This is a genomic window from Cupriavidus phytohabitans (assembly GCF_000426345.1).
GTDB lineage: Bacteria > Pseudomonadota > Gammaproteobacteria > Burkholderiales > Burkholderiaceae > Cupriavidus.
Window position 1 is genome coordinate 24348 of the sequence record NZ_AUFE01000027.1, and the last position, 21578, is coordinate 45925.

General features: G+C 62.0%; 19 protein-coding genes and 2 pseudogenes. 14 read left to right on the forward strand and 7 right to left on the reverse strand.

Annotated features, from left to right (window positions below):
* Nucleotides 1–56: 56 nt before the first annotated feature.
* Nucleotides 57–1295, forward strand: a complete 1239-nt coding sequence (locus tag K309_RS0119565; protein WP_029048003.1) for an alpha-hydroxy acid oxidase — start codon at nt 57–59, stop codon at nt 1293–1295.
* A 200-nt stretch (nt 1296–1495) separates the two neighbouring features.
* Here the strand turns inward: K309_RS0119565 and K309_RS0119570 are convergent, their stop codons facing one another.
* Nucleotides 1496–2608, reverse strand: a complete 1113-nt coding sequence (locus tag K309_RS0119570) for an alcohol dehydrogenase catalytic domain-containing protein (protein WP_029048004.1) — start codon at nt 2606–2608, stop codon at nt 1496–1498.
* Nucleotides 2609–2955: 347 nt separating this feature from the next.
* Between K309_RS0119570 and K309_RS0119575 the strand changes: the two genes are divergently transcribed.
* The 6 genes and pseudogenes from K309_RS0119575 to K309_RS41775 all read left to right on the forward strand — a co-directional run.
* Nucleotides 2956–3639 (forward strand): GntR family transcriptional regulator, encoded by a 684-nt coding sequence (locus K309_RS0119575; protein ID WP_029048005.1) that lies wholly within the window; start codon nt 2956–2958, stop codon nt 3637–3639.
* A gap of 671 nt (nt 3640–4310) precedes the next feature.
* Nucleotides 4311–5573 carry an MFS transporter gene (locus K309_RS0119580; RefSeq protein ID WP_029048006.1) on the forward strand — a complete coding sequence of 421 codons (1263 nt, stop codon included), beginning with the start codon at nt 4311–4313 and terminating at the stop codon, nt 5571–5573.
* Nucleotides 5574–5643: 70 nt separating this feature from the next.
* Nucleotides 5644–6174, forward strand: coding sequence for a cupin domain-containing protein (locus K309_RS0119585; RefSeq protein ID WP_029048007.1), 531 nt, complete (start codon nt 5644–5646; stop codon nt 6172–6174).
* A 73-nt stretch (nt 6175–6247) separates the two neighbouring features.
* A complete protein-coding gene (locus tag K309_RS0119590) occupies nt 6248–7327 on the forward strand; it encodes a porin (RefSeq protein ID WP_232232422.1) in 1080 nt (359 codons plus the stop codon).
* A gap of 123 nt (nt 7328–7450) precedes the next feature.
* Nucleotides 7451–7742: pseudogene (locus tag K309_RS36870) on the forward strand (transposase); the annotation flags it as partial.
* A 152-nt stretch (nt 7743–7894) separates the two neighbouring features.
* Nucleotides 7895–8003, forward strand: a pseudogene (locus K309_RS41775) (IS5/IS1182 family transposase); the annotation flags it as partial.
* 514 nt (nt 8004–8517) lie between these two features.
* Here the strand turns inward: K309_RS41775 and K309_RS0119600 are convergent.
* The 5 genes from K309_RS0119600 to K309_RS0119620 all read right to left on the reverse strand — a co-directional run bounded on the left by K309_RS0119600 (nt 8518) and on the right by K309_RS0119620 (nt 13088).
* Complete coding sequence (locus K309_RS0119600) at nt 8518–9951, reverse strand: aldehyde dehydrogenase family protein (RefSeq protein ID WP_029048010.1); 1434 nt, start codon at nt 9949–9951, stop codon at nt 8518–8520.
* Between the two features lie 58 nt (nt 9952–10009).
* Nucleotides 10010–10588 (reverse strand): amino acid synthesis family protein, encoded by a 579-nt coding sequence (locus K309_RS0119605; protein ID WP_029048011.1) that lies wholly within the window; start codon nt 10586–10588, stop codon nt 10010–10012.
* Nucleotides 10589–10595: 7 nt separating this feature from the next.
* On the reverse strand, nt 10596–11564 hold the full coding sequence (locus tag K309_RS0119610) for a tripartite tricarboxylate transporter substrate binding protein (RefSeq protein ID WP_029048012.1): 969 nt from the start codon (nt 11562–11564) through the stop codon (nt 10596–10598).
* A gap of 63 nt (nt 11565–11627) precedes the next feature.
* Nucleotides 11628–12491: a fumarylacetoacetate hydrolase family protein gene (locus K309_RS0119615; protein ID WP_029048013.1), complete on the reverse strand. Its 864-nt coding sequence runs from the start codon at nt 12489–12491 to the stop codon at nt 11628–11630.
* A 39-nt stretch (nt 12492–12530) separates the two neighbouring features.
* Complete coding sequence (locus K309_RS0119620; protein WP_029048014.1) at nt 12531–13088, reverse strand: VOC family protein; 558 nt, start codon at nt 13086–13088, stop codon at nt 12531–12533.
* 214 nt (nt 13089–13302) lie between these two features.
* Here K309_RS0119620 and K309_RS0119625 point away from each other — a divergent pair, with 214 nt between their 5' ends.
* Nucleotides 13303–13710, forward strand: a complete 408-nt coding sequence (locus tag K309_RS0119625) for a nuclear transport factor 2 family protein (protein WP_029048015.1) — start codon at nt 13303–13305, stop codon at nt 13708–13710.
* A gap of 154 nt (nt 13711–13864) precedes the next feature.
* Nucleotides 13865–14194 (forward strand): hypothetical protein, encoded by a 330-nt coding sequence (locus K309_RS0119630; protein WP_029048016.1) that lies wholly within the window; start codon nt 13865–13867, stop codon nt 14192–14194.
* A 173-nt stretch (nt 14195–14367) separates the two neighbouring features.
* On the opposite strand, the gene K309_RS36875 is transcribed toward K309_RS0119630, so the two are convergent.
* Nucleotides 14368–15276 carry a LysR family transcriptional regulator gene (locus K309_RS36875; protein ID WP_035877924.1) on the reverse strand — a complete coding sequence of 303 codons (909 nt, stop codon included), beginning with the start codon at nt 15274–15276 and terminating at the stop codon, nt 14368–14370.
* Nucleotides 15277–15407: 131 nt separating this feature from the next.
* Between K309_RS36875 and K309_RS0119640 the strand changes: the two genes are divergently transcribed.
* Genes K309_RS0119640 through K309_RS0119660 form a run of 5 tightly spaced genes read left to right on the forward strand, consistent with a single transcriptional unit; the run spans nt 15408 to nt 21535 of the window.
* Nucleotides 15408–16412, forward strand: a complete 1005-nt coding sequence (locus K309_RS0119640; protein ID WP_029048017.1) for a Bug family tripartite tricarboxylate transporter substrate binding protein — start codon at nt 15408–15410, stop codon at nt 16410–16412.
* Nucleotides 16405–18495, forward strand: coding sequence for an acetate--CoA ligase family protein (locus K309_RS0119645; RefSeq protein WP_232232423.1), 2091 nt, complete (start codon nt 16405–16407; stop codon nt 18493–18495). Before K309_RS0119640 ends, K309_RS0119645 begins: the two co-directional genes overlap by 8 nt.
* Nucleotides 18496–18498: 3 nt before the next feature.
* The gene (locus tag K309_RS0119650) at nt 18499–19269 is read left to right on the forward strand and encodes an enoyl-CoA hydratase/isomerase family protein (RefSeq protein ID WP_029048019.1); all 771 of its coding nucleotides are present in this window, start codon (nt 18499–18501) and stop codon (nt 19267–19269) included.
* On the forward strand, nt 19266–20681 hold the full coding sequence (locus K309_RS0119655; protein ID WP_029048020.1) for an aldehyde dehydrogenase family protein: 1416 nt from the start codon (nt 19266–19268) through the stop codon (nt 20679–20681). Before K309_RS0119650 ends, K309_RS0119655 begins: the two co-directional genes overlap by 4 nt.
* Nucleotides 20682–20716: 35 nt before the next feature.
* The gene (locus K309_RS0119660) at nt 20717–21535 is read left to right on the forward strand and encodes an enoyl-CoA hydratase (protein ID WP_029048021.1); all 819 of its coding nucleotides are present in this window, start codon (nt 20717–20719) and stop codon (nt 21533–21535) included.
* The last annotated feature ends 43 nt before the right edge of the window (nt 21536–21578 follow it).

Consider the following 21578-nt stretch of genomic DNA (forward strand, 5'->3'; position numbering starts at 1 on the left):
ACCAAACTGGCCTCCCGGCGATGGGCTCCCTGCCGGGATTGATGACTGGATGAAAAATGACATCACAAATTGAAGTCGCAGAAGCCGTCGCCGCTCCGGCCGCCACGTCATCCTGCAAAGCCGCATACGGCGCAAATCTTCAGGTAGGCCGGCGGCTTCGCTCGTTGCTGTCGCTGGCGGATTTTGAGTTGGCAGCCAGAAAGGTGCTTCCCCGTCCGATCTTTGGATACATCTCCGGCGCTGCGGAGGACGGCAAGTCAGCGGCGGCGAACCGGGCTGCATTCGATACCTTAAAGTTCCGACCCAGAGTGCTTGTCGACGTATCGGGAAGGTCGCAAGCGACTGAGGTTTTTGGCCAGCGTTACGATGCGCCGTTTGGTGTGGCGCCGGTTGGTATCAGCGCGATTGCGGCGTACCGTGGCGATGTTGTTCTGGCGCGTGCCGCAAGGGACGAACGGATTCCGGCCATCATGAGCGGCTCGTCCCTGATTCCCATGGAAACGGCTCACGCGGCCGCGCCAGGCACTTGGTTCCAGGCTTACCTGCCTGGCGACCCTACCCGCAGGGCTGCGCTGATCGATCGCGTCGCAGCCGGCGGTTTCTCTACACTGGTAGTGACAGTCGACATCCCAGTCTGGGCCAATAGAGAAAATAATATCCGTGCCGGCTTCTCTTTGCCATTGCGGCCATCTGTGCGGCTGGCAATGGACGGCATCACGCGACCACGCTGGCTGGTAGAGACCTTTGCTCGAACGCTGATTACGGACGGCATGCCTCATTTCGAGAACTCGTTCGCCACGCGTGGCGCACCGATCTTGTCGGCGTCTGCCATACGCGATACCAACGGGCGCGATCACCTGAGCTGGACAGACATTGGGCGGATCCGAGAGCAATGGCGCGGAAATCTTGTGCTGAAGGGTATTCTTCATGCTGCGGACGCTGAGCGCGCGGTTTCGATGGGCGCCGACGGCATAATCGTCTCCAACCACGGCGGTCGGCAATTGGATGGTGCTGCGGAGCCACTGTTCGTACTGCCGGAGATCTGCGACGCGGTGGGACACAAGACGGTCGTAATGATGGACGGCGGTATCCGGCGAGGTAGCGACGTCCTGAAAGCGCTGGCCTTAGGGGCGCGCTTCGTTTTTCTCGGGCGTCCATTCATGTACGCCGCCGCAGTTGGAGGTACGGCGGGGGTTCGGCATGCCATCACTCTGCTTCGAGACGAAGTTGACCGGAACATGGCAATGCTTGGCACGACAACCGTCGCGGAAGTCAATCGCGCCATCCTCGTTTAAACGATGCGGCCGCATGTAGGTCCGCGGTTGTAGAGGCAGCATCTACAGCTACCGTCCCACTTTCCGGGCGTATGTCTCTCGCCCGGAACCGCTTCCGAAAAAGGCGTCCTTCAGCAGGACGCCTTTTTTGCAGCATTGAGGGAGAGGGTCTGGACCCCTCCCTGACGATCAAGGCTGAAACGCCTTACGTAAAGCATCCGTTATGGACAGATTACGAAATTGCTGAAGCCACCATCGCGGTTCTCGATCCCGGCCAGAGCAACGTTGATGTCCGCAAGGCGGTAGCGATGGTGTTCGAAGACCGAAAGGTCCACCACGCCTGCTTCTACCATGTCGGCCATCTCCTGACCCTGGCCTGCCGTGAACCACACCGAACCGGTCAACTGAATGTCGTTGTCCATCAGATAGTGCAGATCGATGGGCACATCGCCCGCCACAGCGCCGATGTTGACTTGCTGCCCGCCGCGGCGCAGCCCTGCCAGCGCCTCCAGCATCGACGATTGCGGCGCACCCGGCCCCAGTGCATCAATAACCGCGTCAACGCCCAGTCCATCAGTAAGACCCTTGGCCCATACATCAGCGGTCATATCAGAGCCGAGTTGGTGAACCTCGATGCGATCCGGGGCGAGGTTCTTGACCCGCTGCAGCAGGTCAAGGTTGCGACCGGTTCCGAGGATCTTACGAGCACCCAGCCCCAGCGCGTACAGTGCAGTGCCAAGACCCAACGTGCCGCTAATGCCGTTGATGAGCACTGTCGAACCAGGCCCGACTCCGGCGCGTCGTAGCGCGCGATATCCCGTGCCGAGATAGCCAAACCGTGCCGCCGATTCGAAGCTGAGGTTTGAGGGCAGCTTGACGAGGCTATATTGCGGCGCTGTCATGTATTCGCACAGGCCACCATAGGGATAGTCGTCGAACATCTTTTGCGACCGCTCGCTGAACCCGAAGTACCCGTTGAACGTGAAGTACGGACAGGATGTCGTGTTGCCCGACCGGCATGCCCGGCATCCACCGCAATACCTGGCTGGATTGACATAAACCCGATCCCCTGGGTTCCACGCATGAACCTGCGATCCGACAGCCTCGATCACCCCGGTTGCATCAAGCCCGAAGATCGCGGGGAGCTTTGGCAAAGGCAGGTTGGGAAACCACTTTGTCCAGTTTGCCAGCACGTTGCCGAGGTTCGGCACGATACCGCAGGCCGCCACCTTCACCAGCACGTCTGTCGGGCGGACTTCCGGTACGGGAAGCTCTTCAATGACCATGGGCTGCCCCACATCGTGCATTCGCGCAGCACGCATCAGTCTGGTCATGGCTTGTCTCCTTCTTTCACTAGTTGCCGTCTCCGGCTTAGGTTGATGTCATGTTGACACGCCGCGCTAGTTCTTCGACATGTCTTACAAACTTCCTTCTCGTTCATGGGCGCCTGGCCGGCACGCCATTGGCTGCATTGTACGTATCCGGAAAAAATATGCAAGAACAGTGAAATAATGCATAAAAACAGGTTGGGCCTCTGTCGGCAAAAAGAGCAGCACGCGTTACATTCGCTGGGAGTTTTGCAGGCGGCTTGACAGCCACGCGGCTCAACGTTGCAGAAACCAAATTTTTGCGCATAATAGGAGCTAATGTGTAGGAAGAGGGCGCTCACGCGATTACAACGATGCAAGAACCCGCTACAAATACAGCGCAACCACTGGTTGAGGTGGCACAACAAGGGCTCAGATCGGCCATCATTCGGGGCGATCTGCAACCGGGGGCCCGGCTCAAAATCGATTCGCTGTCACGTTCGCTCGGACTAAGCAGTTCTCCGATCCGGGAGGCGTTGAATCGCCTTGCGCAGGAAGGCATTGTCGATGCGGAAGAAAACCGCGGCTTCTGGGTTCCCCCGCTTTCTGAAGAGGCCTTCCGGGAACTGGTGCGACTGCGCTGCCTTTTGGAAGGCGAAGCCATTCGTGAGTCAGTAGAGAAGGGCGGCGATGACTGGGAAGCTGGAGTCCTTGCAGCACACCACCGGCTGGAGCTGATCGAGAAGAAGCTGCCAGCCGGCCCGGTGGCGCTGAACAATGAATGGTCGCAACGGCATAAGGCATTTCACCTGGCGCTGATGTCGGGGTGTACGTCCGCGCTGCTGCTTCAGATGATCGATTCGTTGTTCGACAAGGCCGAGCGGTACAGGCGCTTCTCTGCCTTGCACCGTTCCGAGGCCCGGCACAAAGGCACCGAGCATCAGGCCTTGATGAAGGCAGCACTCGCGCGCGAAACAGACAAGACAGTAAAGCTGCTGACGCAACATATCGAAGGAACGCTCGATCGCGTTCTCACGGCGCTTCGAAAAATCCAATAGCACTCGTGCCGCCAGCTGCGCAAGCATTCGGCGCTGCTGGCGATCTTGCCGGTTGCCATTGCAAGCGCACTTCGTTTGGCCAGACATAGCCTGCGGGCAAAGAGGACGTCCTGCTCCTAAACCCGCTGCGCCCAACTCGCGCAGTAGCAACGCCACGACTACAGCACTGTGATCCCCTCGTTGCCCAGTCGTTGCCCAGTCGTTGCCCAGACGTTGCCATGGCAGATGCGGCCCCATCACATCCAGTTTTATCGCGGCACAGCTGCGTGGCGATCGCTGTCATGTCGCCGGTCCAGATTAATCACTTTCCGGTTCTCGGCCGCGGCATCCAGCTCCTCCTGTCCGGCTAACCCAGCGCCGCTGCTTCACATTCAATTGCTCGTGCAGGACTAACTGCAGCGATCGGAACAAGCGCCGTCGGCGTGATTTCCTCGTGTGCCCACGCATTCTCCCGCAATTTTGGGGGCGAGATGCCGCTGGTCGCCAAGCTGTAGACGGGTCCACCCCGCGCTTATTGAAAGCATGCCCATCAGCTCCGGGTAAACGTCAGCAACGAACGCATTGCTGATGCGTACTTGTGCGTGCTAACATTTTTTATGCATAAAAAACGTCTTTGGGCATAGGGTGATCCGCCCGTTGCGCCAAGGGCGCCCGCACTTCAAGGAGACGCCATGGAAGTCCACAATCGCAGATACGAGAATCTGTTGCTGTTTATGCTGTTCTTTACTGTCGGCTTTGTATTTTTCGACAGATTGTCCATCAACTTCCTGTTTCCCTTCATGAGGCAGGAGTTCGAATTGACCAACGCCAGGATCGGCCTGCTCACATCGGCGCTTGCCTTGACGTGGGCTGTATCCGGCTACGCGCTGAGCTCTTACGCAGACAGCAAGAACCGCCGCAAGTCGGTGCTGATCGTCGCAGTGATCGTCTTCTCGCTCTGTTCGATCTCTTCGGGCCTGGCCCAGACCTTCACGGTGCTACTGGTGGCTCGGGCGGTGATGGGGCTGGCGGAAGGTCCCGTACTTCCCGTCAGCCAATCATTGATGGCCTTCGCGTCGAGTGAATCCAGACGCGGATTCAACATGGGGTTCATCCAGGCGTCGGCGGGCGGGCTGCTGGGCTCGGTGCTTGCACCGGCAATTCTGGTGCCGCTGGCCAGCACGCACGGATGGCGGTTTGCGTTCTATTGCGCGGGTATTCCAGGCCTTCTGCTGGCGATCCTGCTGCTGCTATTCGTTCGTGAGCCGGCCATCGCGCCGAAGTTCGACGTATCTCAGCAAGCCAAGGCCCGTTCCGGCGAAACAACTCCCTTGAGGAGAATTGTTGCAAGCCGCAACATGGTTCTGTGCATGGTTATCAGCTGCTTCTACATCACGTGGTTCCTCGCCATTGTGACGTTTTCCCCGGCTTTTCTGATGGAGCACCGAGGCTTTACTGCTGGCCAGATGAGCATTTTCATGACCGTCCTCGGCGTATCCAGCGTGATCGGCGGATTCGCCGTCCCCGCGCTCTCCGATCGGATGGGGCGAAAGACGACCATGATCGTATTTTCGGCCGTCGCGGCAACCGCCCCCCTGGTTATTGGATTCATGCAAGCGGAATTTCTATCCCTTTGCATCGCCATCTTCCTGGCATACCTGGGGTATGGGTGCTTTCCGATCTTTCTCGCCACGATCCCTGCGGAAAGCGTGTCGCGCCAGCACATGGGCAGAGCGATTGCAATAGTGATCGGCGTCGGGGAGATCATTGGCGGTTTTGTTTCGCCGTCTGTCGTTGGACTCTCCGCAGATACGTTCGGTGCGACCGCGCCCTTCGCGATTGCTTCGGGGGCTGCGTGCATTGCCTTGTTGGCATCGGTATTCCTGCGGGAAACCGCACCTGGAAAGATCCAAGCGACATTGGCACACAGCAGTCTGGCAGAAGAGCTTCGGTGAAGGGGGCACATGACCGCTGCCCTCTATGTCAGAAGTTGGTAACAACGTGTGGAAGAAAAAGGATTAAGCGATGCAAATCAGACGCGTAGTGACAACGCACGATGCCAATGGCAGCTCGAGCGTTGGCTCCGATGGGCTCGTACCAAGGGCCGTCACATTCGATACGGTGCCCGGCTTCCATGTCCGCATGGTTTGGGCAGACGAAGGCGAAACAGCCGGAGCCGTTGCCGCGGAGGACCGAACCGCCGACGTCTCCAGTTGGCTCCCGCCTCAAAGGGGCAGTCGCCTGCTTGTCGTGACGTTCCCGCCTGACACGGCACCGGCCGCCGCGGAGCCCGAGGCGCTGGCGCAAGAGTTCGCGACCAAGCTGCCGGGTCTAGCCGAAACGTTCGAAAAAGACGATCCGGGCATGCACCGAACCGAGACGTTGGACTATGGCGTCGTGCTGGATGGGGAACTCTGGCTGGAACTCGACGGCGGCAAGCAAGTGCACCTGAAGCAGCACGATATCGTCGTACAAACCGGTACACGCCACGCCTGGAGAAATAGAGGCGAGAAGCCGGCGACGATCCTTTTCGTCCTGATTAGCAAGGCACCGTAGTCAAGCGAGTAACGCGCAGCGATATAGCCCCTGGCACGGGCCTCATTCGCCGCGCACAAGACAAAGAGAAGAGATGGAGGAGAAGGCGATGAGGTATCAAGTTGTCATTCGCAGGGCAAGGTGGGCGGCGCTGTGCTTCCCGTGCGCGCTAGGCGCCAATATTGCCCAGGCAAATGATCAGGTACAGCTATATGGAGCTGTCGACGCGTTTGCCGGCTCCATGCGAGTCAGCGGGCAAAGTCATGGCACGGCGGTAGTAAATAGCTCTGGGCTTACCACCTCGTATTGGGGCCTGAAGGGAAGGGAGTCCTTGGGCAATTCACTAAGCGCAGAGTTCGCTTTGGAAAGCTTCTTCCGCACGGACTCTGGACGGTTCGGGCGGTATGACGGAGACACCTTCTTCGGGCGCAATGCCTACGTAGGACTGAGTAGTAGCTACGGCACCTTGAAACTTGGCCGCAACACCACGCCCTGGTTCATTTCGATGTTGCTTTTCAATCCGCTTGGGGATTCCGAAGTATTCTCTCCAATGTTCCTGCAATCGTATACGACACCCCCCGGGTCTCCCGTGAACCGCACGATTGCGGGCGACACGGCCTGGAACAACTCTGTTCTTTATCAAAGCCCCGGTTTCGGTGGACTGCGCTTCAACTTGCTGTACGCAACCGGCGAAGAGGTGGGGCATCAGGGCAAGCAGAACTACGGTGGCAACATCACCTACTTCTCTGGTGACTTTGCCGCCAGCGTTGCGGTGCAGCGGGTCAGTGTGAACGCGCCAGAGTTTTCCGCCAACGGCGCTGCTTATCAGATGGCTTATCTGCTGGGCAGTTCCTATGACTTCAGGTGGATAAAGCTGCATGGACAATATGCCAGGGCCGATAATCACTACGATGCCAACGGCAGTCAGGATAACAAGACCATGCAGTTGGGATTCAGCAGCCCGATCCTGGCAGGGACCCTGCTCTCAAGCTGGGCCAGGACTTGGCAAGGCAGCGGTGTGGCGCAGCAGTCCGCACGCCGGGACACGGTATCGATAGCATACGACTACCCGTTCTCGAAACGCACCGATGTTTATGTGGCCTGGCGGTATGACAAAGTCACACATCTCAATGCAGGAAACAGCGCAGGCCTGGGATTGCGACACAAGTTCTAATCCGCTTCTTCCAGTCGGGGGGCGTTCCGATCAGTTCGGACGGCACAGTGCCCAGCAGTCTTGGAAGCGGTTTATTTTCGCTGCAACGTGTTCACATCCTGTCTCTTGCGCGAGCGAGGCAGGATGATCCGAACGCTGTTGAGCGATGAGGTATGGAGCAAAGTCAAACTCATCTTGTCTGGCAAGGAAGGCGGCCGCGGCTGAACGGCTGCCGACAACCGCTGGTCTCTCGAGGCGGTGGTTTGGATCGGTCGCACGGGCAGTCCCTGGCGTGACCTACCCGCGGAGTTTGGCATCGTGTACATGCGCTTCGCGCGATCGCGTCGCAATGGTCTGGCAGCGAGTCTCCCATGCGGTATCTGGCGAAGGGGAACTCGAACACATCCTGATCGATTCGACCATCGTGGGAGCACACAAGCTCGCGAGGCGAGCGCTTCTTCAAATACAGCACGCGCACGGGCTGGCCGAAGTGGTCGCACAGCACTTGCTGCAGGCGTTCGGCGAAGCCATTCTCGCCGAGGGCGGCCACCGGGATGCGCAGGTTGAAGGTCTTGCCGACCGCCTGCGTCACGCATCGAGCATTTTCCCCGTGTCTCCACTCGGTATGACAAGCGAGCCGACAGCTATCGTCTTCGCATCGCTTGCCTGCGCCTTTGGACCATTGGTCCAATTGTGAACAGACCTAGCGCATTCGAAAGCAGGCTGGTATGCGATTCCCGATTCCCGCCCGACGAGCAGTATGCCGACTTCGCCCAGGCAACACAGCGACGCTTCGGATAAAGTCCTCCGCGTCGCGTGCTGTAGCTGCAGTAACCTACCACACTGTGAAGTTAAGGCTGGCCTGGCAAGAAAAGGGATGAAAGCCTATCGCCAGAGCCGAGGGCGATGTCGCCGCGAGGCAGACCAGTACAAGGCCTGTAGTGCCGGGGCGGCGGACTGACTTACCAGTCTGCCGCATCGCTCCATCGATGAGACTTCCAATTGCAGCCGCAACTCTGCGGCGCAAGCGTAAGCGATCACTGAGCTCTCCGGATCCTCACTATCAAGCCAGGTCTGTACGACGCGTTGCAACATGATGTCTCGTGACATCGGAAACTGAGCGGCCGTTTTCAGGGCAACCTCACTCGCCAGGCGTACCTTACGACGGAGTTCGCTCAGTTGTTGCAAGATGCGATGTTCAGGGCGCGCCATTACAGCGCGTAAGTGTATGCGGTTTTGGTCTTGGTAAAGAACTCCTTCGCATGATGGCCCTGTTCGCGAGCGCCATAGCTGGATGCCTTGGTCCCACCGAAAGAAACGTGGTAATCCACGCCGGCCGTTGGCACATTGACCATGGCCATGCCGCTCTGGATATTGCGCTTGAAATGTGTTGCCTTGGCAAGGGAGGTCGTGCAAATGCCTGCGGTGAGACCGAAGGGACTATCGTTGGCCAGCACCATGGCGTGCTCGAAATCGTCCGCGACTAGGGTGCAGGCCACCGGACCGAAGATTTCCTCACGAGCGATTCTCATATCGGGCGTTGCATGGGTAAAGAGCGCCGGGCTGATGAAATGCCCCCTGGTTTCGCGCTTGAGAAGCTCGCCGCCCAGCGCAAGCGTTGCGCCTTCAGCCTTGCCGATTTCCACGTACTCCAGGTCGGTGCGAAGCTGACTTTCGTCCGCCGCTGGTCCCAGATGTGTTTGCGGGTCCAGAGCGTGCCCAACGCGCAATGCACGCATGGCATTCTTGAGTCTCTCGACAAACCGATCGTGAACGCTTCGTTCAACGATAATGCGCGACGTGGCGGTACACCGTTGACCCGTAGAGAAGAACGCACCCTGAATCGCGCAGTCGACAGCGTTATCGAGATCGGCATCATCAAGAACGACCAGAGGGTTCTTTCCGCCCATTTCGAGCTGGATCCTGGTCATGCCTTCTGATGCACGCGTCAGAAGTCGCTTTCCGGTTTCCGTAGATCCGGTAAAGGTCAGTCCGGCGATCTTCCGACTGTTGCTGAGAGTCTCTCCTACAATCGACCCGCGGCCCATGACAAGGTTAAAGGCGCCGTTGACTACGCCGGATCGACTGATGATCTCGGCGAGGGCCCAGGCGGATGCCGGAACCAGTTCGGCTGGCTTGAACACGACGCTGTTTCCGTATGCGAGGGCAGGAGCAATCTTCCAGGCCGGAATGGCGATCGGGAAGTTCCACGGAGTAATGATGCCGACCACGCCAAGCGGCTCGCGCCGCATCTCAACATCGATACCGGGTCGTACAGAATCCACGCTGTCACCACGCATTCGCAGTGCTTCACCAGCGAAGAATTTAAAGATCTGCCCGGCGCGTGAAACTTCCGCAATACCTTCCGCAAGCGTCTTGCCTTCTTCCCGCGAGAGAAGTTCACCAAGATCCGCGCTTCGCGCCAGCAATTCGGCGCCGATAAAGTCGAGCGCGCTGGCGCGGGCCTGAATGCCTGCATTGGCCCAGATGGGCTGAGCGTCGCGGGCCATGGAGATGGCCAGCTCTGTCTGATCGACATCCGCCTGAGCGAAGTCGCCAATCACGTCATCGAGGTCGGACGGATTTTCATTGCGGCGCGCGTTATGGGATTCAACCCATTCGCCGCCGATGTAGTTGCGATGCATTCGCGTCTCTCAAGTAATAGCCAGGGAAAACAATCTGTTACGCTGCTGCCCAGCGCGCCTAGCGCTGCCCATCGTGTACAGAGACGCCTTCCCTGGAGAGCCCGCCTAGTCGCGAATGAACACGGCCACCGGTCCCCATGACCAAGGCGAATAGCAGTTCATTCGGCCGCGGTGCATCCTGGATGCCGATCTCCATGCTGTTGTAATGACTGCGTACATAAGAAGCGTGAATGTAATGGACCGGGACCATAAGGCGATATCCGGCTGCGGCTACGGCCTTCGAGGACGGCACCATTGCCTTGGGCTCGTCCAGTACGGTGCGCATGGCCCAGCCGCCGGCTTCGTGCCAGACGGCACCGTGCTCGAGTTCCCCGTTCACGCCGACGATCGCCCCCTTGCTGTAGACCTCGATGTTGTTGCGACCAAGTGTCTCGACCAGCTCGCTGGCGAGGTCCGTGCCAAGGGTTCGCAGCTCGGTCATGAAGGGAATGAGATCGGCCTCATAACGGCCCGCATAGGGATTCTTGATGACCGCGCATGCGGTTGCCATCCGCAATGGCGTGGCCGCCACCGGGCCCCCCTCGTGGTAAATGGTCTCGATGGTCAGACTACGCTTTCGAATTTCGATCAGTGACATGGTTTTCTCATTGTTTGGGGATATTGGACTCGCTGACGACAGCTCTCCATTTCTGAAGGTCGTTGACGAGCAGTTTTGTCATTTGCTCGGGCGAACTTGACGTTGCCGTGCCGCCGATTTCGGTGAGCGTGGCGCGCACCGTCGGCGATTCCAACGCCTTGGCGACGCTTGCTTGCAGGACATCGACGATTGCCGGTGAAGAGTTGGCCGGTGCCATCAAGCCAGCCCAGGACACTACCTCGTACCCCGGAACGCCGGATTCCATCACGGTCGGAACGCTGGCCATCGGTGTCCAGCGTTTCGACCCCGTCGTTGCCAGCACCCGCAGCTTTCCGGCCTTGACGTGCTGTGTCACTGCGGTCGGGGGGGCGATAATGAGGGGGACCTCATTTGCGAGCAGCGCTGTTACCAAGGCTGCGTCGCCGCGGTACGGTACGTGCAGAAGTTCTGTGTTGGCCTTCCTCCCAAGAAGCTCCATTGCCAGGTGATGGGTCGAGCCAATGCCGGCGGAGCCATATGCGATGCTCCGGGGCGATGCGGAGGCCCTATGCAACAGGCTGGCAAGGGTGGGATAAAGTCCGTTCGCCCCGACTACCAGCAGGAAGGGAAATGTCGTCACCGTCGAGATCGACTGGAAGTCGGAAACTGGGTCATAGCGAAGTTTCCGATAGAGCGCACCTGCAACGGCGTGGCCGCCTGTGGCGAGCATCAGCGTATAGCCGTCGGGTCTTGCGCGGGCGACATGATTTGCCGCAATCGTTCCTCCGGCACCGGGCCGAGACTCGACGATAACGGGTTGTCCGAAGCTTTGCGCCAGTTCTGCAGCCAATACCCGCGCGATGCTATCCGCGTTACCGCCAACCGCAAACCCGTGACAGATGGTGATGACTTTGGAAGGATACTGAGATCCAAGCGCTCGAAAGGGGATGGTGCAGGCGGCAGCAAGGCCTGCAGCCAGAACGTCTCTGCGCCGCATGTTTGTCTCCGGGACTTTCTAATCGCAGCCACCCCGTCGCGGACAACGAGGTGGCGATTCGACTTAGTTCTGTTGGACAACGGGATTGCGCAGCACGCCGATCTGTTCGATTTCGACTTCGCAAACGTCGCCGGGCTTCATGAAGCGCGGCGGCTTCTTGCTCCAGCCCACGCCTGCGGGCGTGCCGGTGACGATGACGTCGCCGGGGCTCAGCGTGAAGATGGTGGAGGCGTAGTTGATGAGCCTCGGAATGCTGAAGATCAAGTGCCCGGTGTGGCTCGACTGGACAACCTCACCATTCAGGCGCGTTTCGATCTTCAGTTGGCGGTCCGGTTCAATCTCGTCGGCTGTGACCATCCAGGGGCCAAAGGCGCCGGTGGATTCGAAGTTCTTTCCGGAGGCGATCTGCTTCGCATGGAATTGCCATTCCCGAACGCTGGCGTCGTTGTAGCAGGCATACCCGGCCACATGCTCATACGCCTCTGACTCAGGGATGTCGCGTCCTGGCTTTCCGATGATGACGGCCAGTTCCCCCTCCCAGTCCAGGGACTCGGATACATGCGGGCGGACGATAGGAGCGTCATGCGCCACCTGCGAGCGCCACACGCGCAGGAAGATCGGCGGACATTCGGAGAGTTCCCGCTGCATGCCGGCTGCGAGCACTTCCTGATGGTGGTCCATGTAGTTGCGTACCGCGCAGACGATTTTCTCGGGGCGAGGAATCACCGGGAGGTAGGTGATCTCTTCAATGCGAGCGTGAGCGCTGAGGCCTTTTACATGCTCGGCTGCATTTTTATATGCACCAGACGCAATGTAGTCGAGCAAGCTTGGCTCATGGGGACGAGCCTGGCCAAGGTCAAAGACGTCGTCTCCGACGATGGCACCCCACGTTTCACGACCTTCATGCTTATAGGACAGCAGTTTCATTGGAACTCCAGTTGGGAACGGTTATGGCTGTACGGCATATCAGGCGTCTGTGCCTGGACGGCGCTTCTCTTCAAACTGGGCTTGCCACACCTCGATCGGCAAGAAGGTTGGGTCGCGCCGGCAGGCCTCTTCCGTTTCACGCAGGATGGTCTCGTCGTCCTTGGACAGGTCCAGAGGATCGCCGTGAGGCTGCGCAACGTAAAAAGGTGTATCGACGTAGATCTCGACCATGTTTCCTTCCGGGTCGAGCATGTACACGGACAGGGCATTGCCGTGGTTAAGTCCGCGCACGTCGCTGGCACCTCGGGCGATGGCTCTTTCTGAGATGTCGCGCAGATCCTGAATCGTGGGCACGGCAAAGGAGATCTGCATGACCGTGCTGAATGTCGCTTCCGGCGGGCGGCCCGACGCGAGCACCAACTGGTGATGTTGGTCTGGGCTGGCACTAGTGAAGACAAGCTGATTCTTGAAGGTCCGGCCTTCACCACGATCGGTAATCGTCAAACCGAACGTCTCGGTATAGAACGCGACCATTCGGGGCAGGTCGGTAACGTAGATCCCAAAATGCGATGGGGTCGGTCGGCTCACCTTGAGCATGTTGTCTCCTTCGTCGTAAGTCGTTGCGCGGTCTGCGCGAAACTGGGTGGCTCATTGGGCACTCACTACCCTCGCTACGCTTGCAAGTTTGTGCATGGAATCCATTTTATGCATAAAATGGTGCCGTTGCCAAGTGCGGGACCCACTGTCCCCATGCAAGCGAGCGCCCCACGACTTGGGGTGTTGTTTCGACTTACTTATTCAAAGGAGCGATATGAACGACGTATGTGGAGCCGGCTCTGCCGAAGTGGAACTGCGCGAACTGGAGCGCCAGCGCTGCGATGCCATGCGACGCGGGGACTTCGCACGATTGCGGGAGATCCTGCATCCCGATCTTCTGCATGTGCACGCGAAGGGTCAGGTTGACGATTACAGCAGCTATTTCACTGGTGGCGGGACGCATGTTGAATACAAGCAAATCGACCGTTTCGACCTGAATGTCCGCGTTATCGGCGATGCCGCGATCATGTCCGGCCGTCAGTTGCTTGTGGCTGTCCGCAAGGATGGAAGCGGCACTGTCCGGATCGATTCGCGAGTGCTTCAGGTGTGGACGCTAGAGGGAGGCAGCTGGCGACAGATAGCCTTTCAGACAACGCCAACGGAATTGAGCATCACACAATAAGATGGCGTGACGAAGCAGCCAGCAAGGGATTGAAGTCTGGGCATGGCGTAGCGTGCGCGGCAGGTCGGGGCCGAGCGCGCTACCCTGAGGGGCCGGAATTTGTGAATATCTTAAGCTTCACTATGCACGATTACACTCCGGAGCCAATGAGCGCGTGACCGTGATCAGCGACGACGCCGGTGAGTTCGAGAAGACCGTACAGGGTAGTCGACTCGCTCGCGGCCGGATTCTCGATTGGTTCCACATCGCCATGCAGTTCAACGCAGCGCAGCGTTCCGTGTACGGCAGCAAGATGATGGACGCACTGGAGCGAGAGGAACGAGAGTCGACGGAGACTGAAATCACTCACGCCAAGTTTCTAGTCTGGCATGGCAAGGGCCGCAAAGCCATGGAGCGAATCAGGGCACTGGACGCTCGGCTGCTGACGCGGACAGGGTATGAGTACAGCACGCTGAGTGAGCACCTACGCCGTTTTGAGCATTGAGAAGACATGTCGCGCCACCGGATTGACCGCATTGGGCCGCTCCCACAGGTAGTGCTTGATATCGGGCAGGCGCGGCAGGCCGCCCGCTGGGCAGCAACTGCTGTCCCTGTAATTGAGATTTTGTTCCGGCGCCGGTCCACGTGAGCTGCATCGTGCGCCTTGAATGACTCCAGCTAGGCCGGTCCGGTCCTTGCGACTTCAGGCACCAAGGCATGAAGCCGGGAAAGAACGAGCCGCGCCGCCCGGGACAGCGGATGATGTCGCGTGACGCCCATCGTAATGGTCCGTGGCAAGCGCGGTTCGACGATCTCGACTGCTGACAACCGCCCGGCGGCAACTTCGTTATCCACTGCGAGCAGCGGAAGTATGGTCAAAGCGCCACCGGCAAGCGCGACCTCCTTCATCGTATTCAGCGATTCCACTTCCAGTGCCACGTCCAGCGAGATGCCGAGCTGGCGCGCGTGCTGGTCGAGAATCGAGCGCAGGCCGTTGGGCGCCGGCGGCAGAACCAGCGGGAGGCCGTCGAGCTTGCGGAACGCCACCGTCGGCTTCCCGGCGAGCGGATGCCCGGGCGCGCAGATCAGGTAGGTGGCGACCTGGGCTAGCACGTCTTCATTCTGCCGCGGCCCGGGGCCATAGCGGTTGACGACCGCAAGATCCAGATGGCCCGATTCCAGCTCCTCATCGAGCTGCCCGCTGAACCCTTCGGCCACGCGCAGCCGGACACCCGGCGCCATGGTGCGCAGGTCCTCGAACAGCGCCGGAATCAGGCGTGGCGCCATTGACGGCAGCACGCCGATCCTTACCTGGCCGACCGGCACGCCCGCCGCGTCCTTGACCTCGTCGCGCAGCCGCGCCGACTGGGCCAGCAGCAACTGGACATGCGGGAAGATCCGCTGGCCGAACTCCGACAGCACCACGCCCCGGCCGGTCCGTTCGAACAGCCGGTCGCCCCATTCGGCTTCGATCTGGGCAATGGCGCGGCTCACCAGCGACTGGGCGATCCCCAGCGAGCGTGCCGCGCGTGACAGCGATCCCACTTCGGCCACCAGTGCCACGGTTTCGAGCTGCTTCAGGTTCACGCTGCCACTCCATCCAGAAAGTCGATATCAGATATCGACGATTCTACTCTTTTGCATTGGACCAGGACTCCATACACTGAGTCCATCCCTCCTGGCAGAGAGAGGGGGCTTACGAAACATATGGAGACAACATGCCGCGCTTTTCCGCTGTGCTTCGCGCATTCCGGCGGCCGTTATGCGCCTTGCTGGTCGCCGCCGCGCCGGCTGCCTTCAGCGGCGCCGCCGCTGCCACACCGGGCTATCCCGCCAAACCGATCCGCCTGCTTGTGCCGTTTCCGGCCGGCGGGCCCACTGACGCGATGGCGCGGCTGATCGGCCAGCACCTGTCGCAGCAGCTAGGACAGCCCGTGGTGATAGACAACCGCGGCGGCGCCGGCGGCACCATCGCCACGGAGGCCGCGGCGCAGGCGGCCCCCGATGGCTATACGCTGTTCTTTGCCACCACCGGCACCATGGCGATCAACCCATGGCTCTACCGCTCGCTGAAGGTTGACCCCGTCAAGTCGTTCGATGCCGTGGGTTCGGTGGCCTCCACGGTCAACGTGCTGGTGGTGCCGAACAACCTGCCGGTCAGCAACGTCAGGGAACTGCTGGCGCTGGCAAGGCAGAAGCCGGGCACGCTGACCTTCGGCTCGGCAGGCAACGGCAGCTCCAACCACCTGTCCGGCGAACTGTTCAGGTCAATGGCGGGCGTCGACATCGTCCATGTGCCGTACAAAGGCTCGGCGGCGGCATTCACCGACCTGCTTGGCGGACGCATCTCGATGATGTTCGACACGGTATCGAGCCAGGTGCAGTACATCAGCACAGGCAAGGTCAAGGCGCTCGGCGTGACCGGGGCGACACGTTCGGAGGCGCTGCCCAAGGTGCCGACCATTGCCGAGGCCGGCCTGCCGGGCTTCGACGTAACGATCTGGTTCGGCCTGTCGGCACCGAAGGGCACCACGCCCGACGTGATCCGCCGCCTGAACAGCGAGCTGCAGGCCGTGCTCGCGCAAGCAGACGTGCAGAAGCAACTCGCCGCGCTGGGCGCCCGGCCGCTGCCGGGTACACCCGCCGACTTCTCCAGGCTGATCCAGCATGACGCGGGCAAGTGGTCGCCAGTGGTCAAGGCATCGGGAGCGACCCTTGACTGAGATCTCCGCAACCTTCGCCGCCCTGTTCTCGCCGGCCTCGGTGGCCGTGATCGGCGCCTCGGACAATCCCAACAAAGTGGGCGGACGGCCGATCCACTACCTGCGGACCTTCGGCTACACGGGCGAGGTGTTTCCGGTCAACCCGGGGCGCGAGGTCATCCAGGGCTATCGCGCATACCCCGATCTGGGTGCGATCGGCAAGGCGCCGGACGCCGTGGTGATCGCCGTGTCCGGCGATGCCGCGCTTGAGCAGGTGCGCCAGTGCGGCGCCGCCGGCGTCAAGGCTGCCGTCATCATGGCGTCGGGTTTCGCCGAGACCGGCGAGGCAGGACGCCAGCGGCAGCAGGAACTGGTGGCGCTGGCCAATGACAGCGGCATGCGGCTGGTGGGACCGAACGCGCAGGGCACGGCCAACTTCGCCAGCGGCGCGGTGCTCAACTTCTCGACCATGTTCATGGAGGTGGCGCCACAGGACGGCCCGATCGCAATCATCAGCCAGAGCGGCGCGGCGAGCGTCATGCCCTATGCCTTGCTGCGCCAGGCCGGCCATGGTGTGCGCTACCTGGTGGCGACGGGCAACGACGCCGATCTCGACGCTTGCGCGATGACCGCCGCCGTGGCGGCGGACCCCGAGGTGCGGCTGATCCTGGTCTACCTCGAATCGGTGTCCGATCCGGCGCAGCTGGCCCGCGCGGCGGCGGTGGCCCGGGCGCGCGGCGCCAGCATCGTGGCGATCAAGGCCGGTAACAGCCAGCGCGGCGCCAGGGCAGCAGCCTCGCATACCGGTGCGCTGGTCGGCAACGACGCGGCGATCGATGCCTTCCTGGCTTGTCACGGCATCTGGCGTGCGCGCGATATCGGCGAGCTGGTTCGCGCCGTGCCCCTCTACCTGCAGCACCGCGCGCCGGGGCAGGGCCGCACGGTCGTGATGAGCCATAGCGGCGCCGTGGGCGTCATGGCGGCCGACCTCGCCGAACGGCACGACCTCCCGCTGACCGAACTACAGCCGGCCACGCTGCGCGAACTGGGCGCGATCCTGCCCGCGTTCGGTACGGCCAGCAATCCGCTCGACATGACCGCGGCGTTGCTGGGCAAGGGCGACATGTTCCCGCGCGTGCTCCAGGCGCTGGGCGCCGATCCGCAGGCCGACATGGTGATGGTCGGCATTCCGGTGGCCGGTCCCGGCTACGACGTCGAGGCGCTGGCGCGCGACGCCGCCGCCTTCAGCGCGCAACTGGGCAAGCCGCTGGTGGCGAGCGCGCCGCAACAGCCGGTGCGCGAGGTCTTCGTGCGGCACGGGGTGCCGGCCTTCGTCACCGAAGCGGATGCCATTGCAGCGCTGGCGCAATACGCCGCGCATCATCGGCTGGCCGAGGCGGCAAACACGCCGGCCTGGCCTGAAGCACGGCAGCTCGACGGCAGTGGATTGCAGGACGAAGCCCGTAGCCTGGCATTGCTTGCCGCAGCCGGCGTACCGACCGTGCCGTACCGGCTATGCGACAGCGTGGATGCGGCGGTGACGGCGTTTGACGCGCTCGGCGGGGTGCCGGTGGTGGTCAAGGGCTGCGCGGCGGAGGTCCCGCACAAGAGTGAGCATGGCCTTGTGCATCTTCGGCTCACCGATGCGGCAAGCGTGGCCCGCGCGACGCAGGACTGTCTCGATACGCTGCAGCGGCTGGGCGTGGCATCCCCACGGGTGATCGTGGCAACGATGGTCAAGGGCCGCCATGAGTTTGCGCTGGGCGTCTCGGTCGATCCCGCGTTTGGGCCGCTGGTCATGATCGGGGAGGGCGGCACGCTGCTCGAACTCCGCAAGGACGTCGTGACCCTGCTGGCGCCGTTCACTGCCGACGACGTCAAGGCGGCCTGCGCGCGGCTGCGCCTGGCGCCGCTGTTCGATGGCTATCGCGACATCCCGGCGCTCGACCTGGAGGCGCTGGCGTCGTCGGCGGTCGCGCTCGGAGACTGGGCGTTGCGTCACCGCACCGCGCTGGTTTCGGTCGACATCAACCCGCTGATGGTGATGGCGGCCGGCGCGGGTGTCGTGGCAGTCGATGCAGTGGTGGAACTCAAGGGAAACTGAAATATGGAAGCCATACGTGTCGAACAGGATGACGAGATCGCCATCGTCACGCTGAACCGTCCGGGCCGCATGAACGCGGTCAACGACGTGCTGCGCGGCGAGCTGATCGAAGCGCTGGGCCGGCTCAACACCGAACCATCGGTACGCGCCGTCGTGCTGACCGGCGCCGGCGAGCGGGCGTTCTGCGCCGGGCAGGACCTCGATGAGGCGGCTGCCGTGACCTGGCAGCAGCTCGTGCCCTGGCTGAACCGGCAACGGGCGATGTACCAGGCCGTGCGCGACCTGGACAAGCCTTGCGTGGCCGCCGTGCGGGGCGTGGCGGCAGGCGCGGGTTTTCAGCTGGCGCTGTGCGCGGACTGGCGCCTGACCACGGCTGACAGCCGCTGGGGACAGCCGGAGGTCAAGGCAGGCCTGGCGAGCATCGTCGGATCCTATCTGATGACGCTGCACGTGGGGCACACCCATAACGTGCAGATGTCGCTGTCGGGCGAACTGGTCAGTGGCCAGCGCGCCTTCGACATCGGCCTGGTGACGGCGCTGTGCGGCGAGGCCGAGCTGATGACGCAGGCGCTGGCACAGGCCAGGTCGCTCGCGGCGCTGCCGCCGACCGCCGTGCGCCTGTCCAGGCAGCGCTTTCGTGCCATGACGCAGCCGGGGTTCGATGAGGCCTGTGTCGCCGGCATCCGGGCGCAACTTGAATGCTATGCCGACGGCGAACCGCAGCGCGTGATGGCAGCGTTCCTCGATCAACGCAAGACAAGGGAGTCGCAGTGAAGGAATTGACCCAACACTACATAGACGGCACACGTCGCCCGATACGAGGCGGCGAATCGATCCGCGTCTACGATTCGGCGACCGAAGCCCCGTTGGCCGAGGTCGGCCTGGGCACCGCGGACGATGTGGCCGACGCCGTGGCGGCGGCCGTGCGGGCGCAGCCAGCATGGCAGGCCCTGGGCGCAGCCGGGCGGGCGCCGTATCTGCATGCGCTTGCCGATGCGCTGGAAGGTTGCGCAGCGGAACTCGCCCATGAGATCTCGCGTGAAGTCGGCATGCCGCTGAAGCTGTCGCGTCGTATCCAGGTCGATGCGCCGATCGCGGCCTGGCGCGCCACGGCGGCGCTGGCCGACAGGTTCGATTTCGTCCGCACGATCGGCAATTCCCGGGTGACGCTGGTGCCGGTCGGCGTGGTGGCCGCCATCACGCCGTGGAACTACCCGTTGCACCAGATCACGGCCAAGCTGGCGCCCGCGCTGCTGGCCGGCTGCACGGTGGTGCTGAAGCCGTCCGAACTGGCGCCTGCCGCCACGGAACGGCTGATGGCCGCGTGCGAACAGGCGAAGCTGCCGCCGGGCGTCCTTAACCTCGTACTGGGAGGTGCGGCGGTCGGCGAGGCGCTGGTCTCGCATCCCGATATCCAGATGGTGTCGTTCACCGGCTCCACGGCAGTGGGCCGCAAGGTCGCCGCGCAGGCGGCGGGCGACATGAAGCGCGTGTCGATGGAACTCGGCGGGAAGTCGGCGGCCGTCGTGCTGCCGGGTGCCGATCTCGCCAGGGCGGTCAGGGCGACGGTCGGTTCCTGCTTCCTCAATTCGGGGCAGACCTGCAGCGCGACCACCCGGCTGATCGTTGCACGCGAGGACTACCCGCGCTGCCGGCAACTGCTGGCGGAGGCCGCGGCAGCGATGACCCTGGGGGATCCCGCCGATGGCGAAACCCGGGTCGGCCCCTTGCTGTCGGCGCTGCAGCGCCAGCGCGTGCAGGCGCATATCGCCGCAGCGGAAGAGGCGGGCTTCGACCGGATCGCCGGCGGTGCCGACGCGCCAGTACCAGCGACCGGCTATTTCGTCGCGCCGACCATCTACGGCAACGTCGCACCCGACAGCCGGCTGGCGCAAGAGGAGGTCTTCGGGCCGGTGCTGGCGGTGCTGTGCTACGACAGCGTCGACGAGGCGATCGCCCTGGCCAATGGCACGCGCTACGGACTGGCTGCCACGGTCTGGGCTGCCGATGACAGCGCCGGCGAGGTGATCGCCAACGCGCTGCGGGCAGGGCAGGTGGACGTCAATGGCGCCCGCTTCAATCCCGCCGCACCGTTTGGCGGCTTCGGCCTGTCCGGCGTCGGGCGCGAAGGCGGCGTCCATGGGCTGGAAGAGTTCCTGGAGCCGAGATCGGTCCAGCTCCCTTAGTCAAGACTAGCCAAGACATCAAAAGGAATCGCACTATGTACAGTCAGGTCACCGTTGCTCGCGCGGGAAAAAGCGAGCGCATCGCCGTGGTCACCATGAACCGGCCGGACAAGCTCAACGCGCTGACCAAGGTCATGGAGGCCGAATTGCGCGATGCCATGGAGGCCGTCGATCGCGACGACAACGTCCGCGTGGTGGTGCTGACCGGCGCCGGCAAGGGCTTCTGCGCCGGCATGGACATCAACGAACTGGAAGTGCTGCCGCCGGGCGACATCCGCGCCGCCCAGTGGATGCGCCCGTTCGACATGAACCGGCGCGCCGACTACCAGACACGCTATGGCTATTTCCCGGCCATGCGCAAGCCCGTGATCGCGGCAATCAATGGTGCCGCGGCGGGTCTGGGCCTGGTGTTCGCGCTGTACAGCGACATGCGCTTCGCCAGCGCCCGGGCCGCGTTCAGCACCGCGTTCGCGCGTCGGGGGCTGATTGCCGAGCACGGTATCTCCTGGCTGCTGCCACGCGTGGTCGGCCCAGGTCATGCTGCCGATCTGCTGTACTCGGCACGCAAGGTTCCGGCCGACGAGGCGCTGCGGATTGGCCTGGTCGACCGTGTGGTCGATGCGGACACACTCATGGCGACGACGCTTGACTATGCCGACGACCTCGCCGAAAACGTTTCGCCCCGATCCATCCGCGTGATGAAGCGGCAACTGTGGGAGCAACCGTTCCAGTCATTGGCCGAGGCCACGCGGGTTGCCAATGCCGAGATGTTCGAAAGCATCCAGAGCGAGGACTTTACAGAGGGGGTTGCGCATTTCATCGAGCGCAGGCGGGCCAGATTTTCCGGCCACTGACCGCACTGAAACACTCTGCTGCGAACGTGCACCGCGCAGCCCT